Origin of the sequence: Streptomyces katrae (assembly GCF_002028425.1) — a bacterium.
GTDB lineage: Bacteria > Actinomycetota > Actinomycetes > Streptomycetales > Streptomycetaceae > Streptomyces > Streptomyces katrae_A.
In genome coordinates, this window is sequence record NZ_CP020042.1 from 5,139,317 (window position 1) to 5,152,396 (window position 13,080).

The 13,080-nt window shown below is 74.0% G+C and carries 14 protein-coding genes; 9 read left to right on the plus strand and 5 right to left on the minus strand.

All coding sequences use genetic code 11. The features are described 5' to 3' along the window. Nucleotides 1–102 precede the first annotated feature (102 nt). Nucleotides 103–663 (plus strand): TetR/AcrR family transcriptional regulator, encoded by a 561-nt coding sequence (locus B4U46_RS23630; RefSeq protein ID WP_079429690.1) that lies wholly within the window; start codon nucleotides 103–105, stop codon nucleotides 661–663. Here the strand turns inward: B4U46_RS23630 and B4U46_RS23635 are convergent. The 4 genes from B4U46_RS23635 to B4U46_RS23650 all read right to left on the minus strand — a co-directional run bounded on the left by B4U46_RS23635 (nucleotide 629) and on the right by B4U46_RS23650 (nucleotide 4,226). Further along, entirely contained in the window at nucleotides 629–952 is a 324-nt protein-coding gene (locus tag B4U46_RS23635) for a DMT family transporter (RefSeq protein WP_007266432.1), read from the minus strand. The two genes, B4U46_RS23630 and B4U46_RS23635, sit on opposite strands and share 35 nt — an antisense overlap. A gap of 91 nt (nucleotides 953–1,043) precedes the next feature. Continuing rightward, nucleotides 1,044–2,054 carry a ribosome small subunit-dependent GTPase A gene (rsgA, locus tag B4U46_RS23640; RefSeq protein WP_079429691.1) on the minus strand — a complete coding sequence of 337 codons (1,011 nt, stop codon included), beginning with the start codon at nucleotides 2,052–2,054 and terminating at the stop codon, nucleotides 1,044–1,046. Nucleotides 2,055–2,064: 10 nt separating this feature from the next. Beyond that, complete coding sequence (gene aroA / locus B4U46_RS23645; RefSeq protein ID WP_237293101.1) at nucleotides 2,065–3,459, minus strand: 3-phosphoshikimate 1-carboxyvinyltransferase; 1,395 nt, start codon at nucleotides 3,457–3,459, stop codon at nucleotides 2,065–2,067. A gap of 53 nt (nucleotides 3,460–3,512) precedes the next feature. Next, nucleotides 3,513–4,226 carry a M50 family metallopeptidase gene (locus B4U46_RS23650; protein WP_079429692.1) on the minus strand — a complete coding sequence of 238 codons (714 nt, stop codon included), beginning with the start codon at nucleotides 4,224–4,226 and terminating at the stop codon, nucleotides 3,513–3,515. A 53-nt stretch (nucleotides 4,227–4,279) separates the two neighbouring features. Here B4U46_RS23650 and B4U46_RS23655 point away from each other — a divergent pair, with 53 nt between their 5' ends. The 8 genes from B4U46_RS23655 (at nucleotide 4,280) to def (ending at nucleotide 11,840) form a co-directional block, all read left to right on the plus strand. Continuing rightward, a complete protein-coding gene (locus B4U46_RS23655) occupies nucleotides 4,280–5,095 on the plus strand; it encodes an SOS response-associated peptidase (RefSeq protein WP_079429693.1) in 816 nt (271 codons plus the stop codon). 46 nt (nucleotides 5,096–5,141) lie between these two features. Continuing rightward, nucleotides 5,142–5,780 (plus strand): alpha/beta family hydrolase, encoded by a 639-nt coding sequence (locus B4U46_RS23660; RefSeq protein ID WP_079431944.1) that lies wholly within the window; start codon nucleotides 5,142–5,144, stop codon nucleotides 5,778–5,780. Between the two features lie 391 nt (nucleotides 5,781–6,171). Continuing rightward, entirely contained in the window at nucleotides 6,172–6,816 is a 645-nt protein-coding gene (locus B4U46_RS23665; RefSeq protein ID WP_007266438.1) for a sigma-70 family RNA polymerase sigma factor, read from the plus strand. Continuing rightward, the gene (gene rsrA, locus B4U46_RS23670) at nucleotides 6,813–7,115 is read left to right on the plus strand and encodes a mycothiol system anti-sigma-R factor (RefSeq protein WP_079429695.1); all 303 of its coding nucleotides are present in this window, start codon (nucleotides 6,813–6,815) and stop codon (nucleotides 7,113–7,115) included. Before B4U46_RS23665 ends, rsrA begins: the two co-directional genes overlap by 4 nt. Before the next feature lie 213 nt (nucleotides 7,116–7,328). Further along, nucleotides 7,329–8,792, plus strand: a complete 1,464-nt coding sequence (locus tag B4U46_RS23675) for an HD-GYP domain-containing protein (protein WP_079429696.1) — start codon at nucleotides 7,329–7,331, stop codon at nucleotides 8,790–8,792. Continuing rightward, nucleotides 8,789–10,045, plus strand: a complete 1,257-nt coding sequence (locus B4U46_RS23680) for an HD domain-containing protein (RefSeq protein WP_079429697.1) — start codon at nucleotides 8,789–8,791, stop codon at nucleotides 10,043–10,045. The genes B4U46_RS23675 and B4U46_RS23680 overlap by 4 nt, the downstream gene beginning before the upstream one ends. Before the next feature lie 105 nt (nucleotides 10,046–10,150). Further along, a complete protein-coding gene (locus B4U46_RS23685) occupies nucleotides 10,151–11,146 on the plus strand; it encodes a tetratricopeptide repeat protein (protein ID WP_079431945.1) in 996 nt (331 codons plus the stop codon). A gap of 58 nt (nucleotides 11,147–11,204) precedes the next feature. Next, nucleotides 11,205–11,840, plus strand: coding sequence for a peptide deformylase (gene def, locus B4U46_RS23690; protein WP_079429698.1), 636 nt, complete (start codon nucleotides 11,205–11,207; stop codon nucleotides 11,838–11,840). Nucleotides 11,841–12,042: 202 nt separating this feature from the next. Here def and B4U46_RS23695 read toward each other — a convergent pair whose 3' ends face one another. Then, a complete protein-coding gene (locus B4U46_RS23695) occupies nucleotides 12,043–13,011 on the minus strand; it encodes a helix-turn-helix domain-containing protein (protein WP_079431946.1) in 969 nt (322 codons plus the stop codon). Between the last annotated feature and the right edge of the window lie 69 nt (nucleotides 13,012–13,080).

The following is a 13,080-nucleotide window of genomic DNA, read 5'->3' on the forward strand; positions in this document are numbered from 1 at the left end:
GGCCGGGAGGCGCCCTTGACAGGATCTGGCGGTCCGTCAAATCTTGCGGGAGAGCCAGGCCCGGTGACCGCCGGCCGGCGCGACAGGCGGTGGAGGCGACGGATGTCGGCGGCCCGGGAATCCTTGCTGGAAGCGGCCGAAGCGGCGCTGTGCGCCCGCCCCTGGCCGGCCGTGCGGATGGTGGAGGTCGCCACCGCCGCCGGGGTCTCGCGCCAGACCCTCTACAACGAGTTCGGCGGCAAGGACGGCCTCGGCCGGGCCCTGGTGCGCCGCGCGGCCGACTGGTACCTCGACGGGGTGGACCGGACGCTGGCCGCCGCCCCGCCCGGGCACACCGCCGGGGAGCGGCTCGCGGCGGTCGCCGAGTGGACCGTACGGGCCGCCCGTGCGCGTGCGCTCGTACGGGCCCTGCTGACCGGGGCCTGGGACCCGGCGCTGCCCGCGCCGCCCCCGGCCGGGAGCCGGCACGCGGTCGGGCCGGGGGAGCTGACCCGGGCCGCCCGCGACCGGGCCGCCGCCGCGCTGCCGCAGGAGCCGGCGCGCCGCTGCGAGCTCGCCGTCCGGCTGGCGCTGTCCTACGTGGTCGCACCGGGGGAGGAGCCGGGGGACCGGGAGCTGCTGCGGCTGCTCAGTGGGCCGAGCCGGAGAGCTGCAGGCCGATGACGCCCAGGATGACCAGCGTGATCGAGACCAGCTTGAGGGTGGAGACCAGGTCCCCGAGGAAGACCATGCCGTAGATGGCGGTCCCGGCCGCGCCGATGCCCGTCCACACCGCGTACGCCGGGCCCACGTCCAGCTTCTTGAGGGCCAGGGTCAGCAGGCCGAAGCTGCCGAGCGCGAAACACGCGAAGGCGATCGTCGGCCACAGCCGGGTGAACCCGTGGGACAGCTTCAGGCAGACCGCGAAACCGGTCTCCAGGATTCCCGCGACCACCACCAGCAGCCACGCCATGTCGAATGCCTCCCCGCGTCAGGTGACATCGCGTCACTGGGTGGGATTATGCATTTACCAGACCGGGTGTGGTGCAAACCCCGCCGGACGATCAGTCGCCTTCGCGGCGCTCGCGCGTCCCCAGCAGCCGGCGCAGCGAGTACAGCCGTGCCGGGTCGGCGTGGCCGTCCTGCACCCACTGGTCGAGCGCGCAGTCCGGTTCGTCGTGGCTGCACGCGCGCGGGCACTCCTCCGTGCCCGGCACCAGGTCCGGGAAGGCCAGCACCACCCGCGAGGGGTCCACGTGGTGCAGGCCGAAGGAGCGCACGCCGGGGGTGTCGATGACCCAGCCGTCCCCCGACGGCAGGGGCAGGGCCAGCGCCGAGGTGGTGGTGTGCCGGCCGCGGCCGGTGACCTTGTTGACGTGGCCGGTGGCGCGCTGGCGGCCCTCGGCGACCAGCGAGTTCACCAGCGTGGTCTTGCCCACGCCCGAGTGGCCGACGAAGGCGGTGATCCGGCCCTCCAGGCGCTCGCGGACCCGCTCGGCGGCGTCGCCCGCCTCCAGCTCCTCCCGGTTGGTCACCACGTAGTTCAGACCGAAGGTCGAGTAGACCTCCAGGATCTTGTCCGGGGAGGTCAGGTCGGACTTGGTGAGCACCAGCAGGGGCTCCAGCCCCGCGTCGTACGCCGCCACCAGGCAGCGGTCGATCATCCGGGGCCGGGGCTCCGGGTCCGCCAGGGCCGTGACGATGGCCAGCTGGTCGGCGTTGGCGACGACCACCCGCTCGTACGGGTCGTCGTCGTCCGCGGTGCGCCGCAGGACGGACTTGCGCTCCTCGATCCGCACGATCCGGGCGAGGGTGTCCTTCTTGCCGGACAGGTCACCGACGATCCACACCCGGTCGCCGACCACCGCCGCCTTGCGGCCCAGCTCGCGGGCCTTCATCGCGGTGATCGTGCGGTCCTCGACCAGACAGGTCAGCCTGCCCCGGTCGACGGTGAGGACGAAGCCCTCGGAGGCGTCCTCGTGCTTGGGCCGGATGTTCGTCCGCGCCCGGTTGCCCTTGGGGTTCGGGCGCTGGCGGATGTCGTCCTCGTCGGTGTGCTTGCCGTACCTGCGCATGACCGGGCCCCTACGCTCCCGCTCCTGCTTCCGCTTCTGTTCCCGCTCCCGCTGCCGTTGCCGCTGCCGTTCCGGCCCCTGTGAGCATGTCCGTCCACATCTTCGGGAAGTCGGGCAGGGTCTTCGCGGTCGTCGCCACGTTCTCGATCTCCACGCCCTTCACGGCCAGCCCGATCACCGCGCCCGCGGTGGCCATGCGGTGGTCGTCGTAGGTGTGGAAGACCCCGCCGTGCAGCGGGCGCGGGCGGATGTGCAGTCCGTCGGCCGTCTCGGTGACGTCGCCGCCGAGCTCGTTGATCTCCTTGGTGAGCGCGGCCAGCCGGTCCGTCTCGTGCAGTCGCAGGTGGGCCACCCCGCGCAGGGTGGACGGGGAGTCGGCCAGCGCCGCCACCGCGGCGATGCCCGGGGTCAGCTCGCCGACCTCGCCCAGGTCCACGTCGATGCCGTGGATGCGGCCCGTGCCGGTGAAGACCAGGCCCGCGTCGGTCAGCTCGCAGGAGCCGCCCATCTCCGTGAAGATGCGGCGCAGCTCGTCACCGGGCTGCGTGGTGCGGTGCGGCCAGTCCGGGATGGTGACCGTGCCGCCGGTGATCAGCGCCGCCGCCAGGAACGGCTGGGCGTTGGACAGGTCCGGCTCCACGACCAGGTCCCGGCCGAGCAGGGCGCTCGGCGCGACCCGCCACACGTTCTTCTCGCCCCCGGCCTCGGGCGTGTCGACCTGGGCGCCCGCCGCGCGCAGCATCTCCACCGTCATCCGGATGTGCGGCATCGACGGCAGGTTCGCGCCGGTGTGCCGGACCTCGACGCCCTGGTTGAACCGGGGGGCGGACAGCAGCAGCGCCGAGACGAACTGCGAGGAGTTCGACGCGTCGATCTCGACCGTGCCGCCCTCCAGGGCGCCGCCGCCGTGGACGGTCATCGGCAGCGCGCCGCGGCCGTCGTCCTCGATCCGGGCACCCAGGGCGCGCAGCGCGTTGATGACCTCGCCGAGCGGGCGCTCGTAGGAGCGGGGGTCGCCGTCGAAGCGGATGTCGCCGGCGGCCAGGGTGGCGACGGGCGGCAGGAAGCGCATGACCGTGCCCGCGTTGCCGACGTCGACCGTGGCCGGGCCGTGCAGCGCGGCCGGGATGACCCGCCAGGCCTCGCCGCCCGCGCCGGCCCCGGCGGAGCTGGAGGAGACCGTCTCCTCGATGCCGACGCCCAGGGCGCGCAGCGCGTCCGACATCAGCTGCGAGTCGCGCGAGCGCAGCGGACGGCGCACCCAGCCCGGCTCGGAGGCCAGGGCGGCGAGCACGAGGGCGCGGTTGGTGACCGATTTGGACCCCGGCACGGTGACGGTGGCGTGGACGGCGCCCTCGGCGAGCGGAGCGGGCCAGAGGGGGTGGAGCGCGGGGGTCTCGGTCATGGCCCCCACTTTAGTGGCTCCCCGCTACCCCGGATCTTGATCGCTCCCGCGTCTCACAGGCCGAGCAGCCAGCGCCCGCCGCCCACCAGGCAGCACAGTGCGACGGTGTGGAAGAAGCCCAGCCAGACCACCGGGTGCAGGTGCGTGAGCCGCCCCAGCTGGTCGGCGTCCGAGTCCGGCGCGGCGCCCCCGCGCCGCTTGCGCTGGAGCTCGAAGACCGGCCGCACCCCGCCCAGCAGCAGGAACCACACCACCGCGTACGCGAACACCGCCTGCACCTGCGCCGAGGCCAGCCACGACACCAGGACGAACGCCGTCCCGGCCAGCACCACCGTCAGCACCCCGTACGCGTTGCGGACCCGCACGAGCAGCAGCACCAGCAGTGCGGTCGCCGCCCACAGCAGCACCGTGATCCGGTGCGCCGACAGCAGGGCCGCCCCGCCGAGGCCCAGCAGCGAGGGCGCCGTGTACCCGGCGGCGGCCGTCAGGACCATGCCGATCCCGGTCGGCTTTCCCCAGCTGACGGTGACGCCGCTGGTGTCCGAATGCAGCCGGATCCCGTCCAGCCTGCGGCCGCTCAGCCGGGCCACCAGCCCGTGGCCGCCCTCGTGCGCGATGGTGATCGCGTTGCGGGCCGGCAGCCACAGCGGCCGCCACGCCACGACGGCCAGGGCGGCCAGGCCGGTGGCGGCCACCAGCCATGAGGCCGGCGCGGTCTGTATCCCGGTCAGCCGGTCCCAGAGGCCGGCGGCGGTGCTGCTGTCCATGGAGTGGCGCACTCCTTGCGGTGGGGGGCGGTGCTCGTGGCAGTGTGTCAGCCATGTGCGGAAGGTTTGCGGCCGGTCGGACGCCGGAGGAACTGGCGGGGATATTCGGCATCGAGCGGTGGGAGCCCGAGGAGACCCTGGCCCCCGACTTCAACGTGGCGCCGACGAAAGAGGTCCACGTGGTCCTCGACCGTCCCCTCAAAGACGCGCGGGACCCGCGCCCGGTTCGCCAGCTCCGCGTACTGAAGTGGGGCCTGGTCCCCTCCTGGGCCAAGAGCCCCGAGGGCGCCGCCCGGATGATCAACGCCCGGTCGGAGACCCTGCACGAGAAGCCCTCCTTCCGGCGCCCCTTCGCCCAGCGGCGCTGCATCGTCCCCGCCGACGGCTACTACGAGTGGGTCACCGCGCACGACGAACGGCAGCTGGAGGTGGAGGGCAAGAAGAAGCGGGCCCGCAAGCAGCCCTACTTCGTGCTCCCCGCCGACGGTTCCGTCTTCGCGATGGCCGGCATCTACGAGTTCTGGCGGGACGCCACCCTGCCCCCCGACCACCCGCAGGCCTGGTGGGCCACCTGCTCGGTGATCACCGCCGAGGCCGAGACCACCCCGCTGGGCGTCGCCCCCGCCGAGGGGCCGCGTTCCCTCTCCGACATCCACCCCCGGATGCCGCTGATGCTCACCCCCGACCGGTGGGACGCCTGGCTGGACCCGGCCCGCACCGACGAGACCGGGCTGCGGGAACTGCTGGCGCCGCCGCCGGGCGGGCTGATGCGGGCCTACCCGGTCTCCACCGCCGTGAGCAGCGTGCGCAACAACGGCCCCGAGCTGCTGGGCGAGCTGGAGGCCCCGGAAGAGGCCACGCTCTTCTAAGGCCGGGGTGCACCGTGCCGTGGCCGCCGCCCGGCACGATGGGGGCATGACCACGCGCAGCGAGACCGTCGACACCCCGGCCGGGCAGGCCCGCGTCACCTGGCACACCGCCCGCGCGGCCCGGGCCGTGGTGGCCCTCGGCCACGGCGCCGGCGGCGGCGTCGAGGCCCGCGACCTCCAGGCCCTGGCCGCCGCCCTTCCCGCGCACGGCTTCACCGTCGCCCTGGTCGAGCAGCCCTGGCGGGTCGCCGGGAAGAAGGTCGCCGCCGCCCCCAAGGTCCTCGACGAGGGCTGGCGGGGTCTGTGGCCCGCCCTCGCCCGGCCCGGGCTGCCCGTGGTCGCCGGCGGCCGCAGCGCCGGGGCCCGCGTGGCCTGCCGGACCGCGGCCGAGCTGGGCGCGGCCGGCGTCCTCGCGCTGGCCTTCCCCCTGCACCCGCCGGGCAAGCCCGAGAAGTCCCGGGCCGGGGAGCTCCTGGACGCCGGCCGGCCCGTCCTCGTCCTCCAGGGCGGACGGGACCCCTTCGGGCGCCCCGAGGAGTTCCCCGACGGGGCGTTCGAGCTGGTGGAGGTGCCCCACGCGGACCACGGTTTCGCGGTGCCCAAGAGGGCCGGCCTCACCCAGGACGAGGCCCTGGCGGTGATCACCGCCGCGGTGGCCCCCTGGCTCGCCCGCCTCCTCGGCTGACCCCGGCCCTCCCGCTGCCCCCGGCGTGCCCGGCTCCCCGGCCGGCCCCCGTGGCCCGGACCTGACAGATTCACGGCGCGCCCGCGCGTGATCCCGCTCACCCGCCCCGCCGCAGGCCGCCGCGGAACCGCCGGATCCCTTGCCGCGCCCGGGAATGCGCGGGCCGGGGCTCCTGTTGTGCGGAGTGTCGGTACGCAGGGGAAAGACGTCGGAGGAGAGGAAGCGCATGACCCAGGTCATCAGCCAGAACCGTCGGCAGGCCGCTGACCTGGACTGGACGGTCCTTCCGGCGCCCAAGCGCGGCTCGGTTCGAGCGGCGGAGGGCCGGGATGGTCGACTATTCTCCGATTCGAGCGGATCCGCTTTCGGAGCCGCCACGCTGTCGGAGGAGGTGGGTCCTGTCGCTGGGACCGACGAAGGCCAGGCGCAGGAGACGACCGCTGAGCGCAACGCGCGGTTCGAGCGGGACGCCCTCGGCTACCTCGACCAGATGTACTCCGCCGCCCTCCGCATGACGCGCAACCCGGCCGACGCCGAGGACCTGGTCCAGGAGACGTACGCCAAGGCGTACGCGTCCTTCCACCAGTTCCGCGAGGGAACCAACCTCAAGGCGTGGCTGTACCGCATCCTGACGAACACCTTCATCAACTCCTACCGCAAGAAGCAGCGCGAGCCGCAGCGCAGCGCCGCGGAGGAGATCGAGGACTGGCAGCTGGCGCGCGCCGAGTCGCACATGTCGACCGGTCTGCGTTCGGCCGAGTCGCAGGCGCTCGACCACCTGCCGGATTCCGATGTGAAGGAGGCCCTCCAGGCCATTCCCGAGGAGTTCCGCATCGCGGTTTATCTTGCTGACGTAGAGGGCTTTGCGTACAAGGAGATCGCGGACATCATGGGTACACCCATCGGTACGGTCATGTCCCGACTGCACCGTGGCCGCCGTCAACTCCGCGGAATGCTGGAGGACTACGCTCGCGAGCGCGGGCTGGTCCCCGCGGGCGCGGGAGAGTCGAACGACCTGAAAGGCTCGGGCTCATGAGCTGCGGAGAGCCGCACGAGACGGAGTGCGCCGAGGTCCTGGATCATCTGTACGAGTTCCTGGACCACGAGATGCCCGACAGCGACTGCACCAAGTTCGAGACGCATTTCGGCGAGTGCAATCCCTGTCTGGAGAAGTACGGCCTGGAGCAGGCCGTCAAGAAGCTGGTCAAGCGCTGCTGCGGCTCGGACGACGTACCGACCGACCTGCGCTCCAAGGTCATGGGCCGCATCGAGCTGATCCGCTCGGGCCAGGCCGTTCCGGACCACGACGTCACGGCGGACCCGGCGGGCGGCTGATCCGCCGCCCGCTCCGCGGCAGCCCCACGGCCCGTACGGCCGACTCTCGCCCCCGGAAGCACCGTTCATTCACTCGAAGGTGCTAATCCGGGGGCGCCCGTACGGGGCAATACGAAAATGTCCCCCGCTTCGCACGGGGGCCGATTTATCCTCCCCTCGCGGTACCCCTTCCGAAGCGGTACCGAAATGCACGCCCCAGGGGAGGAGAGCGCCATGCGGGTCCTTCCGCCGGCGGCGCGCGCCTGCGTCCTGGGCGCGGTGCTCGCCGCCCTCGCCTGCGCCGCCCCCGCCCTCCGGCCCGGATCCGGCGTGCCCTGGCCGGCCGTGGGGCTGCTGGCCGCCCTCTGCCTCGGCTGCGAGGCGGCCCGGGTGCTGCCCCTGCGGGGGCGCGGGGCGCCCGAGGGGACCGGCCCCTTCTTCCCGGTGGTGCTGGCCGCCGTCTTCCTGCTGCCCCCGGCCGCCGCCGCGCTCGTGGCCCTGCCCGGCGGACTCGCCCAGCCCGCCCCCCAGCGGCCCGTCGCCGTACGCCGCGTCTGGCACGCGGCCCAGCAGGCCGTCGCCGCCTGGGCGGCCGGACGGGCCTACGGGCTCCTCGGCGGCCGCGAAGCCCTCACCGGGGCGGCCGCCTTCCCGTTCGCGCTGCTGCCCGCGGCCGTCGCCGCCGTCGTCTTCTGCCTGGTGCTCACCACCCTCGACGCGGCCGTCCTCGCCGCCGCCGAAGGCCGTCCCGCCACCGCCACCGCCGCCGCCACCGCCGCCCGGCGCGGCCCGGCCGCCCTCCTGCGGGCGCCCTCGGGGACCACCGCCCCGGCCCTCGCCCCCTACTGCCTGCACGGACTCGTCGGCCTGATGATGGCCGTGATGTGGCACAGCCCCTACGGCCCCCCGGCCGCCCTGCTGGTGCTGCTGCCGATGTACACCTCCTGCTGGGTCTTCGCCCAGTACCAGCGCGAACACGCCGCGCACCAGGCCACCATCCGCGCCCTCGTCCAGGCCGTCGACATCAAGGACCGCTACACGCGCGGGCACAGCGAACGCGTGGGCCAGGCCTCCGAGATGATCGCCCGCGAGCTGGGCATGGCCGACGACCGCCTCGAAGTCGTCCGCATCGCGGGGATCCTCCACGACGTCGGCAAACTGGGCGTGCCGACCCGGCTGCTGCGCAAGAACGGGCCGCTGACGCCCGAGGAACGCCGCGTCATCGAACTGCACCCCGAGTACGGGCACGAGATGGTGCGCGGCATCGGCTTCCTCGGGGAGGCCCGCTCGGCGATCCTGCACCACCACGAACGGGTCGACGGCTCCGGCTACCCCTACGGACTGAGCGGCGAGCAGATCCCGGTCCTGGCCCGGGTGGTGGCGGTGGCCGACTCCTTCGACGCGATGACCTCGACCCGCTCCTACAGCCGGGCCCGGCCGGTGGAGACCGCCCTCGCCGAACTCCGGCGCTGCGCGGGCTCCCAGTTCGACCCGGCCATGGTGCGGGCCCTGACCTCCGCCGTCGGCCGGCACGGCTGGCACCCCGTGGTCACCTCGGACGACGACCTCCCGTCCGCCCGGACCGCCGCCGCCGGGGCCGCCCCGCGCGAAGCGGGACCCGAGGGCCTGCCCGGGATGCCGGCCCAGGGGCGCGAGGCCGCCGGTTCGCCCGGACAGGGCAAGGCCGGCGGCCCGTGAGGGCGTTCGCCGGATGGGCCGTGCGGGGGGCCGCAGCCGTGCTCACCGCGGGCGCACTGGGACACACCCTGTGGACCGGGGTCGCCGAACCCGCCGCCGCCCTCGCCTTCGCCACCCTGATCACCATCGGCGAACTCGCCCGCCGCGACCACCCCGCCGAGGACCGCCGCCCCGCCCCGCTCGGCTCCGCCGGAGCCCTCGCCTACGCCCTGCTCGGGCAGGACGCCGGGCAGCCCACCCACCACGGCGTGCTCCAGACCGTCGCCGTCGTCGTCGCCGCAGCCCTGGCCGGGACCGTTCCCCACATCGCCCGCGGCCACGCCCCCGCCCTGGACCACGTGGCCCGCCGGGTCCTGGCCGTGGCCTTCGCCGCCGCCTGCTTCCAGCCCCTCTACGGCTCCGGCCGCCTCACCCACCGGATCGGCCAGGGCCCCTACCTCGTCCTGTTCCTGCTGCTCCTGCTGGGCCTCACCGCCCTGTGCGACGCCGTCCTGGCCGCCGCCCTCGCCGGAGCCCGCACCGGCTGGCGCTTCGGGCCGCTGCTGCGCGACGAACTGCGCGCCCAGCTCGGGATCGGCTCGGCCATCTGCGCCACCGGGGTCGTCATGGCCCTCGGCGTGGCCGTGGCGGGCCTGTGGGCCCTGCCGGTCTTCAGCGTCCCGCTCCTGCTGACCCAGCTCTCCTTCCACCGCATCGACGCCGTCCGCACCACCTACCGCCAGACCATCACCTCCCTCGCCCGCGCCACCGAGATCGCCGGCTGCACCGCCCCCGGCCACGCCCGCCGGGTCGCCGCCCTGAGCTGCGCCGTCGGCCGGGAGCTGGGCCTCTCGGAACGGGAGCTCACGGTGCTGGAGTACGCGGCCCTGATGCACGACATCGGACAGCTCTCGCTCGTCGACCCCGTCCCCGGCGGGGCCACCGCCGAGCTGCCCCCCGACGAGGCCCGCCGGATCGCCGGCCTCGGCGGCGAGGTCGCCCGGCAGACCGGGGTGCCGGCGGAGGTCGCCGTGATCGTGGAACGGCAGGCGGACCCGTACCGGGAGCAGCCCGTCGCCGCCCGGATCGTGCGCGCGGTCAACGCGTACGACGACCTGGCCGGAGCCGGCCGTCACCCGGCCGGCTCACTGGCCGCTCTGGAACGGCTCCGCCTGGGCACCGGGCACGACTACCAGCCCGAGGTCGTGGAGTCCCTGGCGAGGGTTCTGGCCAGGGGCGGACGCGGCAGAGTCGTTCCCGTTCCACCGGGGTAACCCATGGGTAATGAGCGGTCGTCCGAGCGGGCATGGTTGGATGCAGTAAGGGGTGTCCGTGAGGGTGTCCGCAGGGCTGAACCGTTGGAGCGGCAGGCGGGAATCGTGAGGATCTTCGGGAAGGTACGGCATCGGCCCTCCGCCTCGTGGCGGCAGGCCACCGACCGCGCGTTCACGCTGATCGGCGACGGTCGGTACGAGGACGCGGGTGCGCTGCTGACCAGGGCGGCGGACCTGGAGCCCTGGCTGTCCGAGTCCTGGTTCAACCTGGCCCTCCTCCACAAGTTCCGGCACGACTGGGAGCAGGCACGGGCCGCCGGCCTGCGCGCCGTGGCCCTGCTGGACCGCGAGACCGGCGCCCCGGACTGGTGGAACGTGGGCATCGCCGCGACCGCCCTCCAGGACTGGCCGCTGGCCCGCCGGGCCTGGCAGGCGTACGGGCTCAAGGTGCCCGGCGACCCGCACAGCACGGCCGGGACGGGCGAGCCCACCGGCATGGAGCTCGGCAGCGCGGCGGTGCGGCTGTCGCCCGAGGGCGAGGCCGAGGTCGTATGGGGCCGCAGGCTCGATCCAGCCCGCATGGAGGTCCTGTCCATCCCGCTGCCCTCCTCGGGACGGCGCTGGGGCGAGGTCGTCCTGCACGACGGGGTGCCGCACGGCGAGCGGGTCACCGCGGCCGGGCCCTCGTACCCGGTCTTCGACGAGATCGAGCTGTGGGCCCCCTCTCCGGTGCCGACCTGGGTGGTCCTGCTGGAGGCGGCCACCGAGGACGACCGCGACGCCCTGGAGCAGCTGGCCTCGGACGCGGGCTTCGCCGCCGAGGACTGGTCCTCGTCGGTGCGGCTGCTCTGCCGGACCTGTTCGGAGAGCTCGATGCCCAGCGGCGAGGGCAACGGCGACCACCTCGACCCCCACGACCACAGCGAGCCCGGCCACCCCGGCCCGCTCGGCCACCGCACGGCCGGATCCGGCTCCCTGTGGGTCCCCGAGCGCGAATGCGGCATCGCCGCCCCGGCCGGACTGGTGCGCGGACTGCTCGACGGCTGGGTCGCCGACAGCCCCGACAGCCGGGAGTGGCGGGATCTCGAAGAAGTCTGCTGACCCCGGGCCGTAGGCTGTACGGGCACACCACGGACTTGAGGGAAGGCGTACGGCGGACATGGCGCAGCAGGAGAACCAGGTGACCCCGATCGACGACGAAGGCTACGTCGTGGACACCGAGGACTGTGAGGCGCGCGAGCTCGCCCACCGCGAGCGCGGTACGTCCCGTCCGATCACGGTCGTCGGCAACCCGGTCCTGCACCGCGAGTGCAAGGACGTCACCGAGTTCGGCGACGAGCTGGCGCAGCTGATCGACGACATGTTCGCCAGCCAGAAGACCGCCGAGGGCGTGGGCCTGGCCGCCAACCAGATCGGCGTGGACGCCAAGGTCTTCGTCTACGACTGCCCCGACGACGACGGCGTCCGCCACACGGGCGTCGTGGTCAACCCCAAGCTCGTCGAGCTGCCGACCGGCTCCCGCGTCCTGGACGACTCCAACGAGGGCTGCCTCTCCGTCCCCACCGCCTACGCCTCCCTGGCCCGCCCCGACTACGCCGAGGTCACCGGCCAGGACGCCCAGGGCAACCCGATCAAGGTCCGCGGCACCGGCTACTTCGCCCGCTGCCTCCAGCACGAGACCGACCACCTGTACGGCTACCTGTACATCGACCGCCTCTCCAAGCGCGACCGCAAGGACGCCCTGCGCCAGATGGCGGAGAACACCCCGCGCTACCCGGTCGTCGCGAACGACTGACCCGGCCCGCACCCCGCGGACGCACGAAGGCCCCGCTCCGGAAACGCTCCGGAACGGGGCCTTCGCCTGTGGGGGGTGTTCCGCGTGGGTCGCGCGGTGCGGCGTGTTCGGATCCCACCACCGCCACGGCACGACGGCCAGACCTGCCGGCCCCGCATGTCAAGTCAGGGGGCGAATACCGGCCGTGGGTGCCTCCCGCCCGTCAGGCCGCCGCGCGCGGACCGCGGAAGGCCCGGCGGAAGGCGTTCGGGGTGGTGCCCAGGGCCCGCAGGAAGTGGTGGCGCAGGGCCGCCGCGTTGCCGAAACCGCTGCGGCCCGCGATGGCGTCGACCGTGTCGTCGGTGGACTCCAGCAACTCCTGCGCCAGCAGCACCCGCTGGCGCAGCACCCACTGGTACGGGGTCGTCCCCGTCTCCTGGAGGAAGCGGCGGGCGAAGGTGCGCGGCGACATGTGGGCCCGCTCCGCCAGCTGCTCGACGGTGATCTCCTCGTCCAGGTGCCGGGCCATCCAGCCGATCACCTCGCCCACCGTGTCGCAGCCGGTACGCGGCAGCGGCCGCTGGATGAACTGGGCCTGGCCGCCGTCCCGGTGGGGCGGGACGACCATCCGCCGGGCGATGGTGTTGGCCACCTCGGCCCCGTGCTCCTGGCGGACCACGTGCAGGCAGGCGTCGATGCCCGAGGCCGTCCCGGCGGCGGTGATCACCGGTCCCTCGTCCACGTAGAGAACGTCCGGGTCGACCCGGGCGGCCGGATAGCGCCGCGCCAGCGCGGGGGCGTGCATCCAGTGGGTGGTGCAGCGCCGCCCGTCCAGCAGCCCGGCCGCGCCGAGCACGAAGGCCCCGCTGCACACGCTGAGCACCCGCGCCCCCCGGTCCACGGCCCGGCGCAGGGCGTCGAGGAAGGGCTCGGGGTACTCCCGCACCGGCGCCTTGCGGTCGGCGGGCAGGCAGATCAGGTCGGCTACCTCCAGCCGCTCCAGCCCGTGGGCCGGCGCGACGGTGAAGCCGACGTCCGCCATGGTGAGCGGCCCTTCCTCGGCCGCGCACACCGCGAAGTCGTACACGGGCAGCCCCTGCTCGCTCCGGTCGATCCCGAAGACCTCGCAGAAGATCCCGAACTCGAAGGGGGCCACCCCGTCGACGAGGGCCACGGCCACGCTTTTCATGATCCAGCCTTCAGCATGGACCCAGTGTGGCAGTAATTCGCTCTTCCATGACAGTCCTGCCACTGTCCGGTT

Coding starts and splice junctions, on each gene's coding strand:
- B4U46_RS23630 (WP_079429690.1), top strand. CDS start 103: ATGTCGGCGGCCCGGGAATCCTTGCTGGAAGCGGCCGAAGCGGCGCTG.
- B4U46_RS23635 (WP_007266432.1), bottom strand. CDS start 952: ATGGCGTGGCTGCTGGTGGTGGTCGCGGGAATCCTGGAGACCGGTTTC.
- rsgA (WP_079429691.1), bottom strand. CDS start 2,054: ATGCGCAGGTACGGCAAGCACACCGACGAGGACGACATCCGCCAGCGC.
- aroA (WP_237293101.1), bottom strand. CDS start 3,459: ATGACCGAGACCCCCGCGCTCCACCCCCTCTGGCCCGCTCCGCTCGCC.
- B4U46_RS23650 (WP_079429692.1), bottom strand. CDS start 4,226: ATGGACAGCAGCACCGCCGCCGGCCTCTGGGACCGGCTGACCGGGATA.
- B4U46_RS23655 (WP_079429693.1), top strand. CDS start 4,280: ATGTGCGGAAGGTTTGCGGCCGGTCGGACGCCGGAGGAACTGGCGGGG.
- B4U46_RS23660 (WP_079431944.1), top strand. CDS start 5,142: ATGACCACGCGCAGCGAGACCGTCGACACCCCGGCCGGGCAGGCCCGC.
- rsrA (WP_079429695.1), top strand. CDS start 6,813: ATGAGCTGCGGAGAGCCGCACGAGACGGAGTGCGCCGAGGTCCTGGAT.
- B4U46_RS23675 (WP_079429696.1), top strand. CDS start 7,329: ATGCGGGTCCTTCCGCCGGCGGCGCGCGCCTGCGTCCTGGGCGCGGTG.
- def (WP_079429698.1), top strand. CDS start 11,205: ATGGCGCAGCAGGAGAACCAGGTGACCCCGATCGACGACGAAGGCTAC.